Source organism: Pseudomonas sp. p21, from assembly GCF_001642705.1.
GTDB lineage: Bacteria > Pseudomonadota > Gammaproteobacteria > Pseudomonadales > Pseudomonadaceae > Aquipseudomonas.
This window is the reverse complement of the sequence record NZ_LWBV01000002.1, coordinates 569,241-586,374: the sequence shown is the minus strand read 5'-3', so window position 1 is coordinate 586,374 and position 17,134 is coordinate 569,241. Positions and strand designations below refer to the sequence as shown.

General features: G+C 63.6%; 14 protein-coding genes. 8 read left to right on the top strand and 6 right to left on the bottom strand.

Features of this window, described 5'->3' with window-relative positions:
• Positions 1-82: 82 nt before the first annotated feature.
• The 3 genes from gcvT (at position 83) to gcvP (ending at position 4,668) form a co-directional block, all read left to right on the top strand.
• Complete coding sequence (gene gcvT, locus A4C63_RS07600) at positions 83-1,165, top strand: glycine cleavage system aminomethyltransferase GcvT (RefSeq protein WP_063912160.1); 1,083 nt, start codon at positions 83-85, stop codon at positions 1,163-1,165.
• Positions 1,166-1,216: 51 nt separating this feature from the next.
• Positions 1,217-1,600, top strand: coding sequence for a glycine cleavage system protein GcvH (gene gcvH / locus A4C63_RS07595; RefSeq protein WP_063912159.1), 384 nt, complete (start codon positions 1,217-1,219; stop codon positions 1,598-1,600).
• 194 nt (positions 1,601-1,794) lie between these two features.
• Positions 1,795-4,668 (top strand): aminomethyl-transferring glycine dehydrogenase, encoded by a 2,874-nt coding sequence (gene gcvP, locus A4C63_RS07590; RefSeq protein WP_063912158.1) that lies wholly within the window; start codon positions 1,795-1,797, stop codon positions 4,666-4,668.
• Positions 4,669-4,787: 119 nt separating this feature from the next.
• On the opposite strand, the gene A4C63_RS07585 is transcribed toward gcvP, so the two are convergent.
• The 3 genes from A4C63_RS07585 to A4C63_RS07575 all read right to left on the bottom strand — a co-directional run bounded on the left by A4C63_RS07585 (position 4,788) and on the right by A4C63_RS07575 (position 7,398).
• The gene (locus A4C63_RS07585; RefSeq protein ID WP_063912157.1) at positions 4,788-5,102 is read right to left on the bottom strand and encodes a DUF2388 domain-containing protein; all 315 of its coding nucleotides are present in this window, start codon (positions 5,100-5,102) and stop codon (positions 4,788-4,790) included.
• A gap of 89 nt (positions 5,103-5,191) precedes the next feature.
• The gene (locus A4C63_RS07580; protein ID WP_063912156.1) at positions 5,192-6,877 is read right to left on the bottom strand and encodes a GspE/PulE family protein; all 1,686 of its coding nucleotides are present in this window, start codon (positions 6,875-6,877) and stop codon (positions 5,192-5,194) included.
• A gap of 215 nt (positions 6,878-7,092) precedes the next feature.
• Positions 7,093-7,398 carry a hypothetical protein gene (locus tag A4C63_RS07575; RefSeq protein ID WP_003259353.1) on the bottom strand — a complete coding sequence of 102 codons (306 nt, stop codon included), beginning with the start codon at positions 7,396-7,398 and terminating at the stop codon, positions 7,093-7,095.
• A gap of 126 nt (positions 7,399-7,524) precedes the next feature.
• Here A4C63_RS07575 and A4C63_RS07570 point away from each other — a divergent pair, with 126 nt between their 5' ends.
• On the top strand, positions 7,525-7,995 hold the full coding sequence (locus A4C63_RS07570) for an Lrp/AsnC family transcriptional regulator (RefSeq protein WP_063912155.1): 471 nt from the start codon (positions 7,525-7,527) through the stop codon (positions 7,993-7,995).
• A gap of 101 nt (positions 7,996-8,096) precedes the next feature.
• Here A4C63_RS07570 and A4C63_RS07565 read toward each other — a convergent pair whose 3' ends face one another.
• Positions 8,097-9,464 (bottom strand): CYTH domain-containing protein, encoded by a 1,368-nt coding sequence (locus A4C63_RS07565; protein ID WP_063912154.1) that lies wholly within the window; start codon positions 9,462-9,464, stop codon positions 8,097-8,099.
• A 219-nt stretch (positions 9,465-9,683) separates the two neighbouring features.
• Between A4C63_RS07565 and argE the strand changes: the two genes are divergently transcribed.
• Both argE and argA read left to right on the top strand, forming a co-directional pair.
• Positions 9,684-10,826, top strand: a complete 1,143-nt coding sequence (gene argE, locus A4C63_RS07560; RefSeq protein WP_063912153.1) for an acetylornithine deacetylase — start codon at positions 9,684-9,686, stop codon at positions 10,824-10,826.
• Between the two features lie 124 nt (positions 10,827-10,950).
• Positions 10,951-12,249: an amino-acid N-acetyltransferase gene (gene argA, locus A4C63_RS07555; protein WP_063912152.1), complete on the top strand. Its 1,299-nt coding sequence runs from the start codon at positions 10,951-10,953 to the stop codon at positions 12,247-12,249.
• Positions 12,250-12,400: 151 nt separating this feature from the next.
• Here the strand turns inward: argA and A4C63_RS07550 are convergent, their stop codons facing one another.
• Positions 12,401-13,777 carry a glutamine synthetase family protein gene (locus A4C63_RS07550; RefSeq protein ID WP_063912151.1) on the bottom strand — a complete coding sequence of 459 codons (1,377 nt, stop codon included), beginning with the start codon at positions 13,775-13,777 and terminating at the stop codon, positions 12,401-12,403.
• 272 nt (positions 13,778-14,049) lie between these two features.
• Complete coding sequence (locus tag A4C63_RS07545; protein WP_063912150.1) at positions 14,050-14,310, bottom strand: hypothetical protein; 261 nt, start codon at positions 14,308-14,310, stop codon at positions 14,050-14,052.
• 41 nt (positions 14,311-14,351) lie between these two features.
• Here A4C63_RS07545 and A4C63_RS07540 point away from each other — a divergent pair, with 41 nt between their 5' ends.
• Together A4C63_RS07540 and A4C63_RS07535 are read left to right on the top strand one after the other, a co-directional pair.
• Complete coding sequence (locus A4C63_RS07540; RefSeq protein ID WP_013974708.1) at positions 14,352-15,710, top strand: glutamine synthetase family protein; 1,359 nt, start codon at positions 14,352-14,354, stop codon at positions 15,708-15,710.
• A gap of 47 nt (positions 15,711-15,757) precedes the next feature.
• Entirely contained in the window at positions 15,758-17,119 is a 1,362-nt protein-coding gene (locus A4C63_RS07535; protein ID WP_063912149.1) for an aspartate aminotransferase family protein, read from the top strand.
• The last annotated feature ends 15 nt before the right edge of the window (positions 17,120-17,134 follow it).

The following is a 17,134-nucleotide window of genomic DNA, read 5'->3' as shown; positions in this document are numbered from 1 at the left end:
CTGCAACAAGAGCTGATAAGAAAAGCTGACGACCCAACGTCATCGACCGCCGCCGCTTCGCCACGCCCGGAAGGAGAAACCCATGGGACAGCGCACGCTTTTGTATGACCTGCACCTGGCGCTTGGCGCCAAAACGGTCGATTTCGGTGGCTGGGACATGCCCCTGCACTATGGCTCGCAGGTCGAGGAGCACCATCAGGTGCGCAGCGATTGCGGGGTGTTCGATGTTTCCCATATGACCGTGATCGATGTCGATGGCAGCGACGCCACTGTCTGGTTGCAGCGTCTGCTGGCCAACGACGTGGCCCGCCTCGACGACACCGGCAAGGCGCTGTACAGCCTGCTGCTTCAGGCACAGGGCGGGGTGATCGACGACCTGATCGTCTACCGCACGGAACACGGCTACCGCCTGGTCACCAACGCTGCCACTCGGGCCAAAGTGCTCGACTGGCTGCAACTGCAGCGCGAGGGTTTTGCCGTGGACTTCCAGGTCCGCTCCGACCTGGCCATTCTTGCCATCCAGGGCCCGCATGCCCGCGAAAAGGTCGCGGCCCTGCTCAGCCCCGCGCGCGCGGCGCTGATCCGCGAACTGCGCCCGTTCGAAGGCGTTGCCGAAGGTGACTGGTTCATTGCCCGCACCGGCTATACCGGTGAAGATGGCCTGGAAATCATGCTCCCGGGCGAGCAGGCCGTGGCCTTCTTCAACGACCTGGTCGGCGCAGGCATCGCCCCCAGCGGCCTGGGCGCCCGCGACACCTTGCGCCTGGAAGCCGGCATGAACCTGTACGGCCAGGACATCGACGAAACCCACACCCCGCTCACCTCCAACCTGGGCTGGAGCATCGCCTGGGAGCCGGCCGAGCGTGACTTCATTGGCCGTGCCGGTCTGCTGGCGGAAATCGAACAGGGCGTGCAAGAAAAACTGGTCGGCCTGGTGCTGGAGGAGCGCGGTGTGCTGCGTGCCCATCAGGTGGTGCGTGTGGCCGGGATTGGCGAAGGAGAGATCACCAGTGGTAGTTTCTCGCCTACGCTGAGCAAGTCCATTGCCCTTGCCCGCGTGCCCATGGCCACCGGTGACCGGGCCGAGGTGGAAATCCGCGGCAAGTGGTACCCGGTGCGGGTGGTCAAACCGACCTTCGTGCGCCACGGCAAGATCCTGATCTGAACAATTTTTAACCGGCGGGCGTACCGCTGAGCCAATCGAGGAATTCAAGACATGAGCAATATCCCCGCCGACCTGCGTTTTGCCGAAAGCCACGAGTGGGCTCGCCTGGAAGCCGATGGCACCGTGACCGTGGGTATCAGCGACCACGCTCAGGAAGCCCTGGGTGACGTGGTGTTCGTCGAGCTGGCCGAAGTCGGCAAGGTGTTTGGCGCTGGCGATGCTGCCGGTGTGGTCGAGTCGGTCAAAGCCGCTTCGGACATCTATGCCCCGGTCGCCGGCGAAGTGATCGCGGTCAACGAAGAGCTGGCCGACAGCCCTGAACTGCTCAACGAAGAACCTTACGAGTCGTGGATCTTCAAGCTCAAGCCAAGCAACCCGGCCGAGCTGGACAAGCTGCTGGATGCTGCTGGCTACAAGGCCGCGATCGGCGAGTAAGACCGCGTCGCCTTCTTCGCGGCTAAAGCCGCTCCCACAGGTACTGCATAGCGTCTGATACCTGTGCGGTCCCTGTGGGAGCGGCTTCAGCCGCGAAGAGGCCGGGCCTGCAAGCAACTTTCCCCGCAAAATCGGCAATCCCTTCCTAGACTTGTAAGTCTCCATGAGAGCTGTTCCAGGAAGAGAGCGTCGTCATGTCCCAGTCGCCATCCCTGCATCAACTGCAAGAGCTCAACCCTTTCCTGCGTCGCCATCTGGGCCCCGATGCCGCGGAGCAGCAGGCCATGCTCAACGCGCTGGGTGTCGCCAGCCGCAGTGAGCTGATCGAGCAGACCGTACCGCCAGACATCCGCCTCAATCGCCCCCTCGACCTGCCGCCGGCGCTGGACGAGCAGGCCGCCCTGGCCAAACTCGCCGGTTACGCCGGGCAGAACCAGGTCTGGACCAGCCTGATCGGCATGGGCTACCACGGCACCATCACCCCCACGGTCATTCTGCGCAACGTGCTGGAAAACCCCGGCTGGTATACCGCCTATACGCCCTATCAGCCCGAAATTGCCCAAGGCCGACTGGAGGCGCTGCTGAACTTCCAGCAGATGGTCATCGACCTCACCGGGCTGGCCTTGGCCAACGCCTCGCTGCTCGACGAAGCCACCGCCGCCGCCGAGGCCATGGCCTTGGCCAAGCGAGTGGCACGCAACAAGAGCAACGCTTTTTTCGCCGACGAGCACTGTCACCCGCAGACCCTGTCCGTACTGAAGACCCGCGCCGAGGGCTTTGGCTTCGAGCTGATCGTCGACTCTGTGGATAACCTTGGCAAACACGCAGTTTTCGGTGCTTTGCTGCAGTACCCGGACACCCACGGCGAGGTACGCGACCTGCGCCCGCTGATCGACCATTTGCACAGCCAGCATGCCCTGGCCTGCGTAGCCGCCGACCTGCTCAGCCTGGTGGTGCTGGCACCGCCCGGGGAGCTGGGCGCCGATGTGGTGCTGGGCTCGACCCAGCGATTTGGCGTTCCGATGGGCTATGGCGGCCCCCACGCGGCCTATTTCGCCTGCCGCGATGACTACAAGCGGGCCATGCCGGGGCGCATCATCGGCGTGTCGCGCGATGCCCGTGGCAACACCGCGCTGCGCATGGCCCTGCAGACCCGCGAGCAGCATATCCGCCGCGAGAAGGCCAACTCCAACATCTGCACGGCTCAGGTGCTGCTGGCCAACATTGCCGGCTTCTACGCGGTGTACCACGGCCCGGAAGGCCTGCAGCGCATTGCCCAGCGTGTGCACCGGCTGACCTTCATCCTGGCCGCCGGCCTCGAAGCCAAGGGCATCAAGCGCCTCAACCAGCATTTCTTCGACACCCTCACCCTGGACGTCGGCGGCACCCAGGCGGCCATCATCGAAAGTGCCGAAGCCGCGCAGATCAACCTGCGCATCCTCGGCCGCGGGCATCTGGGCGTGAGCCTGGACGAGACCTGCTCGGAGCAGACGGTGCTGCGCCTGTTCGACATCTTCCTGGGGGTAGACCACGGCCTGGATATCGCCGTACTCGACCAACTGGCCCTGCCCGAAGGCATCCCCGCAAGCCTGGTGCGGCGCACGCCGTTCCTTGCCCACCCGGTGTTCAACCTGCACCACAGCGAAACCGAGATGCTGCGCTACCTCAAGCAGCTTGAGAACAAGGACCTGGCGCTGAACCAGTCGATGATCCCGCTGGGCTCCTGCACCATGAAGCTCAACGCCACCAGCGAGATGATCCCTATCACCTGGCCTGGCTTTGCCCAGCTGCACCCGTTTGCTCCGGCGGCCCAGGCCACCGGCTACAAGGCGATGATCGACGAACTGGAAAGCTGGCTGTGCGCCATTACCGGCTTCGATGCCATCTGCATGCAGCCCAACTCTGGTGCCCAAGGCGAGTACGCCGGCCTGATGGCCATTACCCGCTACCACCGCAGCCGCCACCAGCCGCAACGCACGCTGTGCCTGATCCCGTCGTCGGCCCACGGCACCAACCCGGCGTCGGCGCAAATGGCCGGCATGGAGGTGGTGATTGTCGATTGCGACGATGATGGCAACGTTGACCTGGCTGACCTCAAGGCCAAGGCTCACGCGGCCGGGGAGCGTTTGTCGTGCCTGATGATCACTTACCCGTCGACCCATGGCGTGTATGAAGAGGGTATTCGCGAAATCTGCGAAGTGGTCCACCAGCACGGTGGCCAGGTGTACATGGACGGCGCCAACCTCAATGCCCAGGTGGGGTTGGCACGGCCGTCGGATATCGGCGCCGACGTTTCGCACATGAACCTGCACAAGACCTTCTGCATCCCCCACGGCGGTGGTGGCCCAGGCATGGGGCCGATCGGTATCCGTGCGCACCTCAAGCCGTTCGTCGCCAGCCACCCGGTGGTGCCGGTGCCCGGCCTGGACCCGAACAACAGCGCGGTCAGCGCCGCGCCCTGGGGCAGTGCGAGCATCTTGCCGATCAGCTGGATGTACATAGCCATGATGGGCCCGCAACTGGCCGATGCCAGCGAAGTGGCGATCCTCTCGGCCAACTACCTGGCCAGCCAGCTGGGTGGCGCCTTCCCGGTGCTGTACCGCGGGCGCAACCAGCGGGTGGCGCATGAGTGCATCCTCGACCTGCGGCCGCTGAAGGCGCTGACCGGCATCAGCGAAGAGGACGTGGCCAAGCGCTTGATGGACTATGGTTTCCACGCGCCGACCATGTCGTTCCCGGTGCCGGGCACGCTGATGGTCGAGCCGACCGAGAGTGAATCGAAGGCCGAACTGGACCGCTTCGTCGAGGCGATGCTGGCGATTCGGGCGGAAATTGGCGAAGTTCAGGAGGGGAACTGGCCGGCGGAGAACAACCCGCTCAAGCATGCACCGCATACCTTGGCCGATGTACTGGCGGTGTGGGACAGGCCCTACAGCCTGGAGCAGGCGGTGGCGCCCAGTGCTCACGTGCGCCAGCACAAGTACTGGCCAGCGGTGAACCGGGTCGACAACGTGTATGGGGACAGGAATCTCTTCTGCGCTTGTGTGCCGGTGGAGGCTTATCGCTAATTGTAATTTGCCTTTGCCGGCCTCTTCGCGGGTAAACCCGCTCCCACAAGGCTTGTACAAGTCTTGAGTACTGCGCAATACCTGTGGGAGCGGGTTCACCCGCGAAGAAGGCGACGCGGTTACTCGGCTACCGCATTCTTGGCCAGGATGGCATTGGCCAGTTCCATGTCGGAAGCCTGCATCCCCGGGTTCTCCGCGCGGGCCTGGCGAATCGCCGCCTCAAGGAACGGCCCGCGGATTGCGCCTTCGCTGGCCACGAAGCTGCCGGCGTCATCCTGCGCCGCCATCACCAGCTTGTGATCCCCGGAGGTCAGGTAGCTCGATGCCGTGGTGGCACCGGTAGTCATCACGTTACGCCAGAAGGTATCGGCCATGGCCGAGCCGATAGGCAGCGAAAGCAAGGCAGCGGCAGCGATGGCGGTTTTGACACGCATGTTGAAACACCTCGAAGGGTGAGGGTTGAAGATGCGCGGTTTGATCCTGCTACAGGGCTGCAAGTTCCTTGAATACAAAGGATTTTTGCTCAGGAACAGGCCCGCAGTACTTCCTCTTGGAGGGTTTGCCCGCGGGCTACTTTGGCCTCCCCGCAACGGCGTAGATCAAGCAGTCCATCAGCTACGGCCTGACGCCGCAAACTGGCCAGGTCGCTGCCCGGGCCGATCTGGGCGCGCAGGCTGTCGCTGGGCACCAACAGCTCGAACAACCCCGTGCGGCCGTGGAACCCGGTGCCACGACAGGTGCGACACGGCTGGCCGCCGGGCACCGCTGCATCTCCCCGGCAATCCGCGCACAGTGTGCGTACCAACCGCTGGGCCATGACCCCGACCAGCGTCGCCTTGATCAGGTAGTCGGCCACACCCAGTTCCTGCAGGCGGGTGATTGCGCCGCAGGCGTCGTTGGTATGCAGGGTCGACAGCACCAAGTGCCCGGTCAGGGCCGCCTGCACCGCCACCAGCGCTGTTTCGCGGTCGCGGATTTCGCCGATCATGATGATGTCCGGGTCCTGGCGCAGCATGGCCCGCACCCCGTTGGCGAAACCCAGATCCAGGGTGGGCTGCACCTGCAACTGGTTGAAGGCGGGTTCCAGGCGCTCGATCGGGTCTTCGATGGTGCACAGGTTGACCTGCGGCGTGGCCAGCAGCTTGAGGCTGGCGTACAGCGTGCTGGTCTTGCCGGAACCGGTGGGGCCGGTGACCAGAATGATGCCCTGGCGCTGGCGCAGCAGGCCTTGCCACTGGTCCAGTTGTGGCCCTTCCAGGCCGAGCCGTTCGAAGCCTTCCTGCAACTGATGAGGGGCAAACAGGCGCAGCACCAGTTTTTCGCCGAACGGGGTCGGCAGGGTCGAAAGCCGCAGTTCTACCTCACCGCCGTCAGGCAGGCGGCTTTGCAGCCGGCCATCCTGAGGCCGGCGTTTTTCCGCGACATCCATGCGCCCGAGGTGTTTCAGACGGCTGACCAGCGCCAGGGTCACCCCGGCGGGGAAGGTATAGATGCTGTGCAGCAGGCCGTCGATGCGGTAGCGCAACTGGCCCTGCTCGCGGCGTGGTTCCAGGTGGATATCACTGGCGCGTTGCTCGATGGCGTACTGCAGCAGCCAGTCGACGATATGCACGATGTGCGCGTCGTCCGCGCTGGCCTCGGCCTGGCGCTTGCCCAGTTCCAGCAGCTGTTCGAGTTCGACCAGGCTGGCTGACTGCTGGGATTGCGCGCTCTTTACCGATTGGGCCAGGCGGTGGAACGACTGCCCTGCCTGGCGGATCTGCAGCGGGCTGGCCAGCACGCGATGGATCGGCCGGCCCAGGCTGCGGGAGAGATCGGCTTGCCAGTCATCCTGGTAGGGCTGGGCGCTGGCGACGGTGACGCTGGAGGTGTCGGCGGCGACGATGAGGATGCCATGGCGCTGGGCGAAGGCCGGGGAAATCAGGCCGGTGATCTGGGGCAGGTCCAGTTGCAGCGGGTCGATGCGCAGGTAGGGCTGGCCGACCTTGTTGGCCAGCCATTGGCAGAGGCGGTCCAGGTCCAGGGGCTGACCGGGGTGTCGGCGGTCTTCCAGGGCACAGGCGGTGATCTGCTCCAGCGGGTGGGTGGTGGGGCGAGTGGCAGCGTGTTCGAGGACTTGCAGAGTGTCGTTGGCGTGCAGATGGCTGTCGGCGAGCAGGGCCTGGAGCACGCGCTTGAGGTCGAGTGCTGGGTTGTCGGGGGTGTGCATGGTTGGCGTCCGTGCCTGATAGGGGAGTCCTGATCAAGGCTAGCCGGGCAGGGGAGGGTCAATATGGATGAAGGGTTTCCGGATTTTGCTGGGCCTGTGCTGGCCTCTTCGCGGGCTTGCCCGCTCCCACAGGTACACCACAGGGCTGAAGTCGGTGGTAATCCTGTGGGAGCGGGCGAGCCCGCGAAGAGGCCAGTAAAGGAAAAGCGGATGGTTCAGACCACCGCCAGCTCCACCCGCTGCAGGTTGCTCAGGCTCACCTCGCCTACACACACCAGGTTGCGCAGCTTCTGCGCAATCACCTCGGCCCGGTGCCAGCTCAGGCCACCGATGCCAACCTCGATATCCAGCCAGTCATCCTGCTGGCTGACCTGCACGCTGTGTGGGGTCAGGAACTGCAGGGCAAACAGGTTGAGCACCCGGCACAGGCTGTCAGGCTCGGCCTCGGCCTGCAGGCGATAGTGCACGGTGCTGTGGGCGCTGCTGGCGGCCCAGGCGTCGGTACGGGGCTGTGCGTTCATGTTGGTCTCCGCAAATGTGGGAGAAATTCTTGCACGTTGGTGGCGGTATTTTTTCGCTATGATTTGATCATTTTGCTGTATTTTCGAATTGTTCTATTCATGCAGTCCCGCCAAGGAGAATTATCAATGCAAAGCGAGCTGGACGCCTACGACCGCCGTATCCTCGAACTGCTGCAGGAGGACGCTTCGCTGTCCAGCGCGCAGATCGCCGAACGCGTGGGGCTGTCGCAATCGCCGTGCTGGCGGCGTATCCAGCGGTTGAAGGAGGAGGGGGTGATTCGCGGGCAGGTGACCCTGCTGGATCGCAAGAAGGTCGGCCTGAACACGCAGATTTTCGCCGAGGTGAAACTGAACGCCCATGGGCGTTCCAACTTCACCGAGTTCACCGAGGCGATCCGCGGGTTTCCAGAGGTGCTGGAGTGCTATGTGCTGATGGGGTCGGTGGACTTTCTATTGCGCATCGTCACCCCGGATATCGAGGCTTATGAACGGTTCTTCTTCGAAAAACTGTCGAACGTGCCGGGGATTCAGGAGGTGAACTCGATCGTGGCGTTGTCGGAGATCAAGTCCACCACCAGCCTGCCACTGTCGCGTTGAGGCAATCGCGGGTAAACCCGCTCCCACAGGGTTATCAGTGAGCCAGAGAGCAGCGCGAGCCCTGTGGGAGCGGGTTTACCCGCGAAGAAAACGACGCGGTATCAAGCCTTGAGCAGGTGCTTCCAGCCGCGGCTCTGATCCACCGCCCGGGCCTGTTCGATACGTGCTTCCAGCACTTCATCGCTGATTGGCTGCTCGGCCAGCTCATGCAGCTTCTTCAGGTCGCCATACAGGCGGTCCATCTGCGGCGCTTCCAGCACCTGACGGGCATGGTGCAGCCAGGCCAGCAGCTGTTCGATACGCGGCAGCTGCTCGGCCAGGTCTTCCGGACGCTGGGTGTACAGCGGCAGCTTCAATGCTCGGCCTTCTTCGCCCAGCAGGTGCGCCAGCCAACTGGCCAGCTGCGCCTTGCCCTGACGCTCGCCACGGCCTTTGCGCTCCACGGTCCAGGCACGGGCCAGCAGCCAGCGCGAGGTTTCCAGCGAGAACTGGCCCCAGCGTACGTCTTCCAGCTCTTCGGCAAACTGCTCGGGGGCGGCGCGGCGGATGTCTTCGTCTTCGTTGCCGGCCTGCACCAGCGGGCGCCAGTCTTCGAGCAGGGCGTCGAGGCTGCTGCGCAGGTCGCGGGTGGTGGCGCGCGGCGCGGCCTGGCCCAGGCTGGCGGTAATCGCACGCAGCTCGCTCAGGCACTCGACCCAGTCCTGCAGCAGGCGCCAGTGGCCGTTGTGGCGGTATTGCTCGGCCAGGCGCTGGCTGCTGCCCAGCAGTTGCCAGGCCAGTGCGGTGTAGGCGTCGTCCACGGCCATTTCGGCTTCCAGCTCGGTGTGCGGCAGGCCCAGCTCGTAACTGTCCGGCTCCAGCAGGCGGTAGCCACGCTCGGCCTTGCTGATGTCGCATGGCATCAGCGGCAGGCTGGCGGCCAGCTCGGCGGCCAGTTCCAGCAGGGCCTGCGGTTCACCTTCGCGCAGTTCCAGTTCCAGCTCGCAGATTTCTTCCTTGCGCTTGCCAGCGATCACGAAGCCCTGGTCCAGTGCAGCCTCGATCACCACCTTGCTCTTGCCACGGCCCCAGGCGATTTCGGCGTATTCACGGCTGAAGTCGGTGGTGAACAGCGGCTTGATGGTCTTTTTGTCCAGGTTGGCCAGTTGCGCGGGCCAGCAGCTGTCGTCGAGCTTCTTCAGGTCGAGCTTGACCTTGTCCAGCTGCCATTCGTGCTCGTTGCGCTCGGACAGGCCGGCCACGCTGGTGCCGCGGCACTTGAGGGTCTGGATGATGGCCTCGCCATCGCGGCGCAGGCGCAGGGCGACACGGGCAGCGGAGAGCTCGCGCTCCGGGGTGTCGAAGTACTGGTTGAGCAGTTCGCGGGTCTGCCAGCCGGACTTGTTGCGCTTTTTCAGCAGAGGGTGCTCGCGCAGGGCGGCAAGGGTCTCGCGGCTGGCGCGGAGCTTGAGTTCGGTTTCTTTGTGCATCACAGGCTCGAAGAAGGGGGCGTGGTTGCCCAGCAGTCTACAGGAGTCGGCTCTCGTCTGTTGGATCGTGGTGGCTTCTTCGCGGGTAAACCCGCTCCTACAGGTACTGTGCTGCCCCCAGGTGCGGCGCGTTCCCTGTGGGAGCGGGTTTACCCGCGAAGAAGCCCACACGGTTGGACGGCATTGCTATGATGGGCAACGCTTCCGAGGAGTACGCGCATGCCGTTGCCGACGCTGAAAGACCAGTTCGCCGCCCTGATCGCCGCGCCCTCGGTCAGTTGCACCCAGCCTGCGCTGGACCAGTCAAACCGTCAGGTCATCGACCTGCTGGCCGGTTGGCTGGGTGACCTTGGCTTCAACTGCGACATCCGCCAGGTCAGCCCCGGCAAGTTCAACCTGCTGGCCAGCCGTGGCACTGGCCCAGGTGGCCTGGTGCTGGCGGGGCACAGCGACACCGTACCCTATGACGAACAACTGTGGGCCAGCGACCCGCTGAAACTGACCGAAACCGATGGCCGCTGGATCGGCCTGGGCAGTTGCGACATGAAGGGCTTCTTCGCCCTGGTCATCGAAGCGGTCATTCCGCTGCTGGAGCACGATTTCAAGCAGCCGCTGCTGATCCTTGCCACCTGTGACGAAGAAAGCTCCATGTCCGGCGCCCGTGCCCTGGCCGAGGCCGGCCAGCCGCTCGGCCGTGCGGCGGTGATCGGCGAGCCCACCGGGCTGCGGCCGATCCGCATGCACAAAGGCATCCTCATGGACCGTATCGACATCCTCGGGCGCAGCGGCCACTCCTCGGACCCAAGCCTGGGCCGCAGTGCCATGGAGGCCATGCACGCAGTGATGGGCGAGCTGATGGGTTTGCGCCAGCAATGGCAGCAGACCTACCGCAACCCGCAATTCACCGTGCCGACCCCGACCATGAACTTCGGCTGCATCCACGGCGGCGACAACCCCAACCGTATCTGCGGGCAGTGCGCCCTGGAATTCGACCTGCGCCCGCTGCCAGGCATGGACGTGGAGCAACTGCGCGCGGCCATCCGCGCCAAGCTGGTGCCCGTGGCAGAGCGCTTTGAGGTGCGCATCGACTATGCACCGTTGTTCCCGGAGGTGCCGCCATTCGAGCAGGCTGCCGACGCCGAGCTGGTGCAAGTGGCGGAGCGCCTTACCGGCCACCGCGCCGAAGCGGTGGCGTTCGGCACCGAAGCGCCTTATCTTCAGCAACTGGGCTGCCAGACCATTGTGCTGGGCCCCGGCGACATCGCCTGTGCCCACCAGCCCGGCGAATACCTTGAAATGTCACGAATCGAGCCTACCGTGCGTCTATTGCGTGACCTGATCCGGCACTATTGCCTGAACTAAACGTCAACCGGACTGATTCGTTCCTGCCTAGAGGAGACCGCGCGTGACCGCAAGCCTGTTCCGACGATGATCCTGAACGCCCCCTGTATCGCCGTTCTCCGTCCACTTATCCACAGGCCCTGTCATGCCCGACTACGTCAACTGGCTGCGTCATGCCTCCCCGTACATCAATGCCCATCGCGACTGCACCTTCGTGGTCATGCTCCCTGGCGATGGGGTGGAACACCCTAATTTCGGCAACATCGTCCACGACCTGGTGCTGCTGCACAGCCTTGGCGTGCGTCTGGTGCTGGTGCATGGCTCGCGCCCGCAGATCGAAAGCCGCCTGGCTGATCGCGGCCTGACCCCGCACTACCACCGTGGCATGCGCATCACCGATGCCGCTACCCTGGACTGCGTGATCGATGCCGTCGGCGCCCTGCGCCTGGCCATCGAGGCACGCCTGTCGATGGACATCGCCGCTTCGCCGATGCAGGGCTCGCGCCTGCGCGTGGCGTCCGGCAACCTGGTAACGGCGCGGCCGATCGGCGTGCTCGAAGGCGTGGACTACCACCACACCGGCGAAGTGCGCCGGGTCGACCGCAAGGGCATCAGCCGCCTGCTTGACGAGCGCTCCATCGTGCTGTTGTCGCCGCTGGGCTACTCGCCCACGGGGGAAATCTTCAACCTGGCCTGCGAAGACGTGGCCACTCGCGCCGCCATCGAACTGGGTGCCGACAAGCTGCTGCTGTTCGGCGCCGAGCCGGGCCTGCTGGACGAGGACGGCAAGCTGGTGCGCGAACTGCGCCCACAGCAGGTTGCCCCGCATTTGCAGCGCCTGGGCAGCGATTACCAGGGCGAGCTGCTGGACGCCGCGGCCGAGGCTTGCAAAGGCGGCGTGGCGCGCAGCCATATCGTCAGCTATGCCGAGGACGGCGCCTTGTTGACCGAGCTGTTCACCCGTGGCGGTGGCGGCACGCTGGTGTCGCAGGAGCAGTTCGAAGTGGTGCGCGAGGCGACCATCGAGGACGTGGGCGGTTTGCTGGAGCTGATCAGCCCGCTGGAAGAGCAGGGCATCCTCGTGCGCCGTTCGCGTGAGGTGCTGGAGCGGGAGATCGAGCAGTTCAGCGTGGTCGAGCGCGAGGGCATGATCATCGCCTGTGCGGCGTTGTACCCGATTGCCGATTCCGACGCTGGCGAGCTGGCGTGCCTGGCGGTGAACCCGGAGTACCGCCATGGCGGGCGTGGCGACGAGCTGCTGGAGCGCATCGAAAGCCGGGCGCGGCAGTTGGGGCTGAATACCCTGTTCGTGCTGACTACGCGTACCGCTCACTGGTTCCGCGAACGAGGGTTTGCGCCGAGTGGTGTGGAGCGGCTGCCGGCGGCGCGGGCTTCGCTGTACAACTACCAGCGCAATTCGAAGATTTTCGAGAAGCCCTTGTAAACCTGTACTGGCCTCTTCGCGGGCTCGCCCGCTCCCACAGGATCTTCACCGGACCTGAGGCCGGCGCGGTCCCTGTGGGAGCGGGTTTACCCGCGAAGCAGGCGACACCGACCTCGAACAAAAACGCCGCCCTTGTGGGCGGCGTTTTCGTTTACACGGTGTGCAGGTACCAGTTGTACTCGAGGTCGGAGATCGAATGCTCGAACTCCTCCAGCTCGCTCTCCTTGCACGCGACGAAGATGTCGATGTACTTCGGATCGATGTACTTGTTCAGGATCTCGCTGTCGTCCAGCTCGCGCAGGGCATCGCGCAGGTTGTTCGGCAGGCTCTGCTCCAGCTGCTCGTACGAGTTGCCTTCGATCGGCTCACCCGGCTCGACCTTGTTGGTCAGGCCATGGTGCACGCCGGCCAGTACGGCAGCCATCATCAGGTACGGGTTGGCGTCGGCACCGGCCACGCGGTGCTCGATGCGCACGGCGTCCGGCGAACCGGTCGGCACGCGCAGGGCCACGGTGCGGTTGTCCAGGCCCCAGCTTGGCGCGTTCGGTACATAGAACTGCGCGCCGAAGCGGCGGTACGAGTTGACGTTCGGGCAAAGGAACGCCATGGACGCGGGCAGGGTCTCGAGCACACCGCCGACAGCGTGACGTAGCGCGGCGTTCTGCTCGGGATCCTCGCTGGTGAAGATGTTGTTGCCATCTTTGTCCAGCACGGAAATGTGTACATGCAGGCCGTTGCCTGCCTGGCCCGGGTAGGGCTTGGCCATGAAGGTGGTGTCCATTTCATGGTCGTAGGCGATGTTCTTGATCAACCGCTTGAGCAGTACCGCGTAGTCGCAGGCCTTGAGCGGGTCGGCCACGTGGTGCAGGTTGACTTCGAACTGCGCCGGGGCGCTTTCCTTGACGATGGCGTCGGCCGGGATGCCTTGCTCCTTCGCGCCTTCGAGGATGTCCTGCAGGCAGTCGGCATATTCGTCGAGGTCGTCGATCAGGTAAACCTGGGTCGACTGCGGGCGCTTGCCCGAAATTGGCGAGCGCGGCGGCTGCGGACGGCCGTTCACGTTCTCCTGGTCGATCAGGTAGAACTCCAGCTCGAACGCGGCGCAGATGGTCAGGCCCATCTCGGTGAACTTGCTCACCACCTGACGCAGCACTTCACGCGGGTCGGCGAAGAATGGCTCGCCTTCGAGTTCGTGCATGGTCATCAGCAGCTGGGCGGTAGGGCGCTTTTGCCACGGCTCGTTACAGAGTGTGTCAGGGATTGGATAGCAGATGCGGTCAGCATCGCCGATGTCCAGGCCCAGCCCGGTGCTTTCGACGGTGGAACCGTTGATATCCAGGGCGAAGAGGGAGGCAGGCAGGTTGATGCCTTTCTCGTAAACCTTGTGGAGGCTGGTGCGCTCTATGCGCTTGCCACGCACCACACCATTCATATCTGCAATCAGAAGGTCAACGTAGAGAACCTCAGGATGTTCCTTAAGGAACGCGTTCGCTTCGTTAAGCTGAACGGCACGCGGGGGTACCGACATGATGCAACACCTTTGTTGTCAAAAATATCAATCAAGGGGGGCTTGCAAGACCAGTCAATCGAAAAGACAAACTGATGTCAAGCCAACCACATGATGCCCTGAAATGGCACATCGACGGCAGATTTGCTGCATATCGGGGCAAGCCATTATCCGCTATTTCCCGCGGAAAGGGCTATCTCCGACAAGCCGTGTTTTATTTTTTACGGAGGTGTTGTGTAAAAAAATGAACAAGGCTAAGCTCGGTCTCAACCCAGAACACAATAATACGAGGGTCACATGGTCCGCTTGCCGCGACCTGAAAGCACTGCCTGCGCGGTGCCATCAGGTACATCCGTCATTTTTGCAAGCTTCGTCAATGGCGTGGCCGCCCTGGCCGCAATAATTGACGTTTGGCGCTCCCGGACCTGCCCTCGTAGCGGCTTGCCGCCCTTCGTTTCGTCTTCCTGCCTTTCGAACTCATTACGGACGCACCTGTTTTCAGTGTATCCACTGTGGCTCTGCACGGGGGTTTTTGCTTTAGCAATGTACTCCATCCAGAATCAGTGCGCGGACCACCTTACCTCCTGAGGTATTTATGAGTAACAACCTCGACCAGCTCACCGATTGGTTGAAAGAGCACAAGATCACCGAAGTCGAATGCATGATCAGTGACCTGACCGGCATCACGCGCGGCAAGATTTCGCCTACCAACAAATTCATCGCCGAAAAAGGCATGCGCCTGCCCGAGAGCGTGCTGCTGCAGACCGTGACCGGCGACTACGTCGACGACGACATCTATTACGAACTGCTCGACCCGGCGGACATCGACATGATCTGCCGCCCCGACGAGAACGCCGTGTTCCTGGTGCCGTGGGCCATCGAGCCGACCGCCCAGGTGATCCACGACACCTACGACAAGAAGGGCAACCCGGTAGAGCTGTCGCCGCGCAACGTGCTGAAGAAAGTCCTCAAGCTCTACGCTGACAAGGGCTGGCAGCCGATCGTCGCGCCGGAGATGGAGTTCTACCTGACCAAGCGCAGCGAAGACCCGGACTTCCCGCTGCAGCCCCCGGTAGGCCGTTCGGGCCGCCCGGAAACCGGCCGCCAGTCGTTCTCGATCGAAGCCGCCAACGAATTCGATCCACTGTTCGAAGACGTCTACGACTGGTGCGAACTGCAGCAGCTGGACCTCGACACGCTGATCCATGAAGACGGCACGGCGCAGATGGAGATCAACTTCCGTCATGGCAACGCCCTGCACCTGGCCGACCAGATCCTGGTGTTCAAGCGCACCATGCGCGAGGCTGCGCTCAAGCACAACGTGGCCGCCACCTTCATGGCCAAGCCCATGACCGGCGAGCCAGGCAGTGCCATGCACCTGCACCAGAGCGTGGTCGACGTGGCCACCGGCAAGAACATCTTCAGCAACGACGATGGCAGCATGAGCGAACTGTTCCTGCACCACATCGGTGGCCTGCAGAAGTTCATCCCCGAGGCGCTGCCGCTGTTCGCGCCCAACGTCAACTCGTTCCGCCGCTTCCTGCCCGACACCTCGGCGCCGGTGAACGTGGAGTGGGGCGAAGAAAACCGTACTGTCGGCTTGCGCGTGCCAGACGCCGGCCCGCAAAGCCGCCGGGTCGAGAACCGCCTGCCGGGCGCCGACGCCAACCCTTACCTGGCCATTGCCGCCAGCCTGCTGTGTGGCTACATCGGCATGGTCGAAGGCATCGACGCCAGCGCGCCGGTACAGGGCCGTGGCTACGAACGCCGCAACCTGCGCCTGCCACTGACCATCGAAGATGCCCTGGAACGCATGGAAAACAGCCGTGCGCTGGTGCAGTACCTGGGCAAGAAGTTCATAACCGGCTACGTCGCCACCAAGCGCGCCGAACACGAGAACTTCAAGCGAGTCATCAGCTCCTGGGAGCGTGAGTTCCTGCTGTTTGCTGTCTGATCAACCTTGGTGCCGCAGGACGCGGCTGTCGAACAACGGAGAAGCACATGAGCGTCAACAACCCGCAAACCCGTGAATGGCAAACCCTGAGCGGGGAACATCACCTCGCGCCTTTCAGCGACTACAAGCAGCTGAAGGAGAAGGGGCCGCGCATCATCACCAAGGCCCAGGGTGTGCATTTGTGGGATAGCGAGGGGCACAAGATCCTCGACGGTATGGCTGGCCTGTGGTGCGTGGCGGTGGGTTATGGCCGTGAAGAACTGGTGCAGGCGGCAGAAAAGCAGATGCGCGAACTGCCGTACTACAACCTGTTCTTCCAGACTGCCCACCCGCCTGCGCTGGAGCTGGCCAAGGCGATCTCCGACGTGGCGCCGCAAGGCATGACCCATGTGTTCTTCACCGGCTCCGGTTCCGAAGGCAACGACACTGTGCTGCGCATGGTCCGCCACTACTGGGCGCTGAAAGGCAAGCCACAGAAGCAGACCATCATCGGCCGCATCAACGGTTATCACGGCTCCACCGTGGCCGGTGCCAGCCTGGGCGGCATGAGCGGCATGCACGAGCAGGGCGGCCTGCCGATCCCGGGCATCGTGCATATCCCGCAGCCGTACTGGTTCGGTGAAGGCGGCGACATGACCCCGGATGAATTCGGGGTGTGGGCGGCCGAGCAATTGGAGAAGAAAATCCTCGAAGTCGGCGAAGACAACGTCGCTGCCTTCATCGCCGAGCCGATCCAGGGTGCCGGCGGCGTGATCATCCCGCCGGAAACCTACTGGCCGAAGGTCAAGGAGATCCTCGCCAAGTACGAGATCCTGTTCGTCGCCGACGAAGTGATCTGCGGTTTCGGCCGCACCGGCGAGTGGTTCGGCTCCGACTACTACGACCTCAAGCCCGACCTGATGACCATCGCCAAGGGCCTGACTTCCGGTTACATCCCCATGGGCGGTGTGATCGTGCGTGACACCGTGGCCCAGGTACTCAGCGAAGGCGGCGACTTCAACCACGGCTTCACCTACTCCGGCCACCCGGTAGCGGCGGCGGTGGGCCTGGAAAACCTGCGCATCCTGCGCGACGAGAAAATCGTCGAGAAGGCGCGCACCGAAGCGGCACCGTATTTGCAAAAGCGTTTGCGTGAACTGCAGGACCACCCGCTGGTGGGCGAGGTACGCGGCCTGGGCCTGCTCGGCGCGATCGAGCTGGTCAAGGACAAGGCCACCCGCAGCCGTTACGAAGGCAAGGGCGTGGGCATGATCTGCCGTACCTTCTGCTTCGACAACGGCCTGATCATGCGCGCGGTGGGTGACACCATGATCATCGCGCCACCGCTGGTGATCAGCCACGCGGAGATCGACGAACTGGTGGAAAAGGCACGTAAATGCCTTGATCTGACGCTCGAAGCGATCCGTTGACAGTTTGCTAGGCTA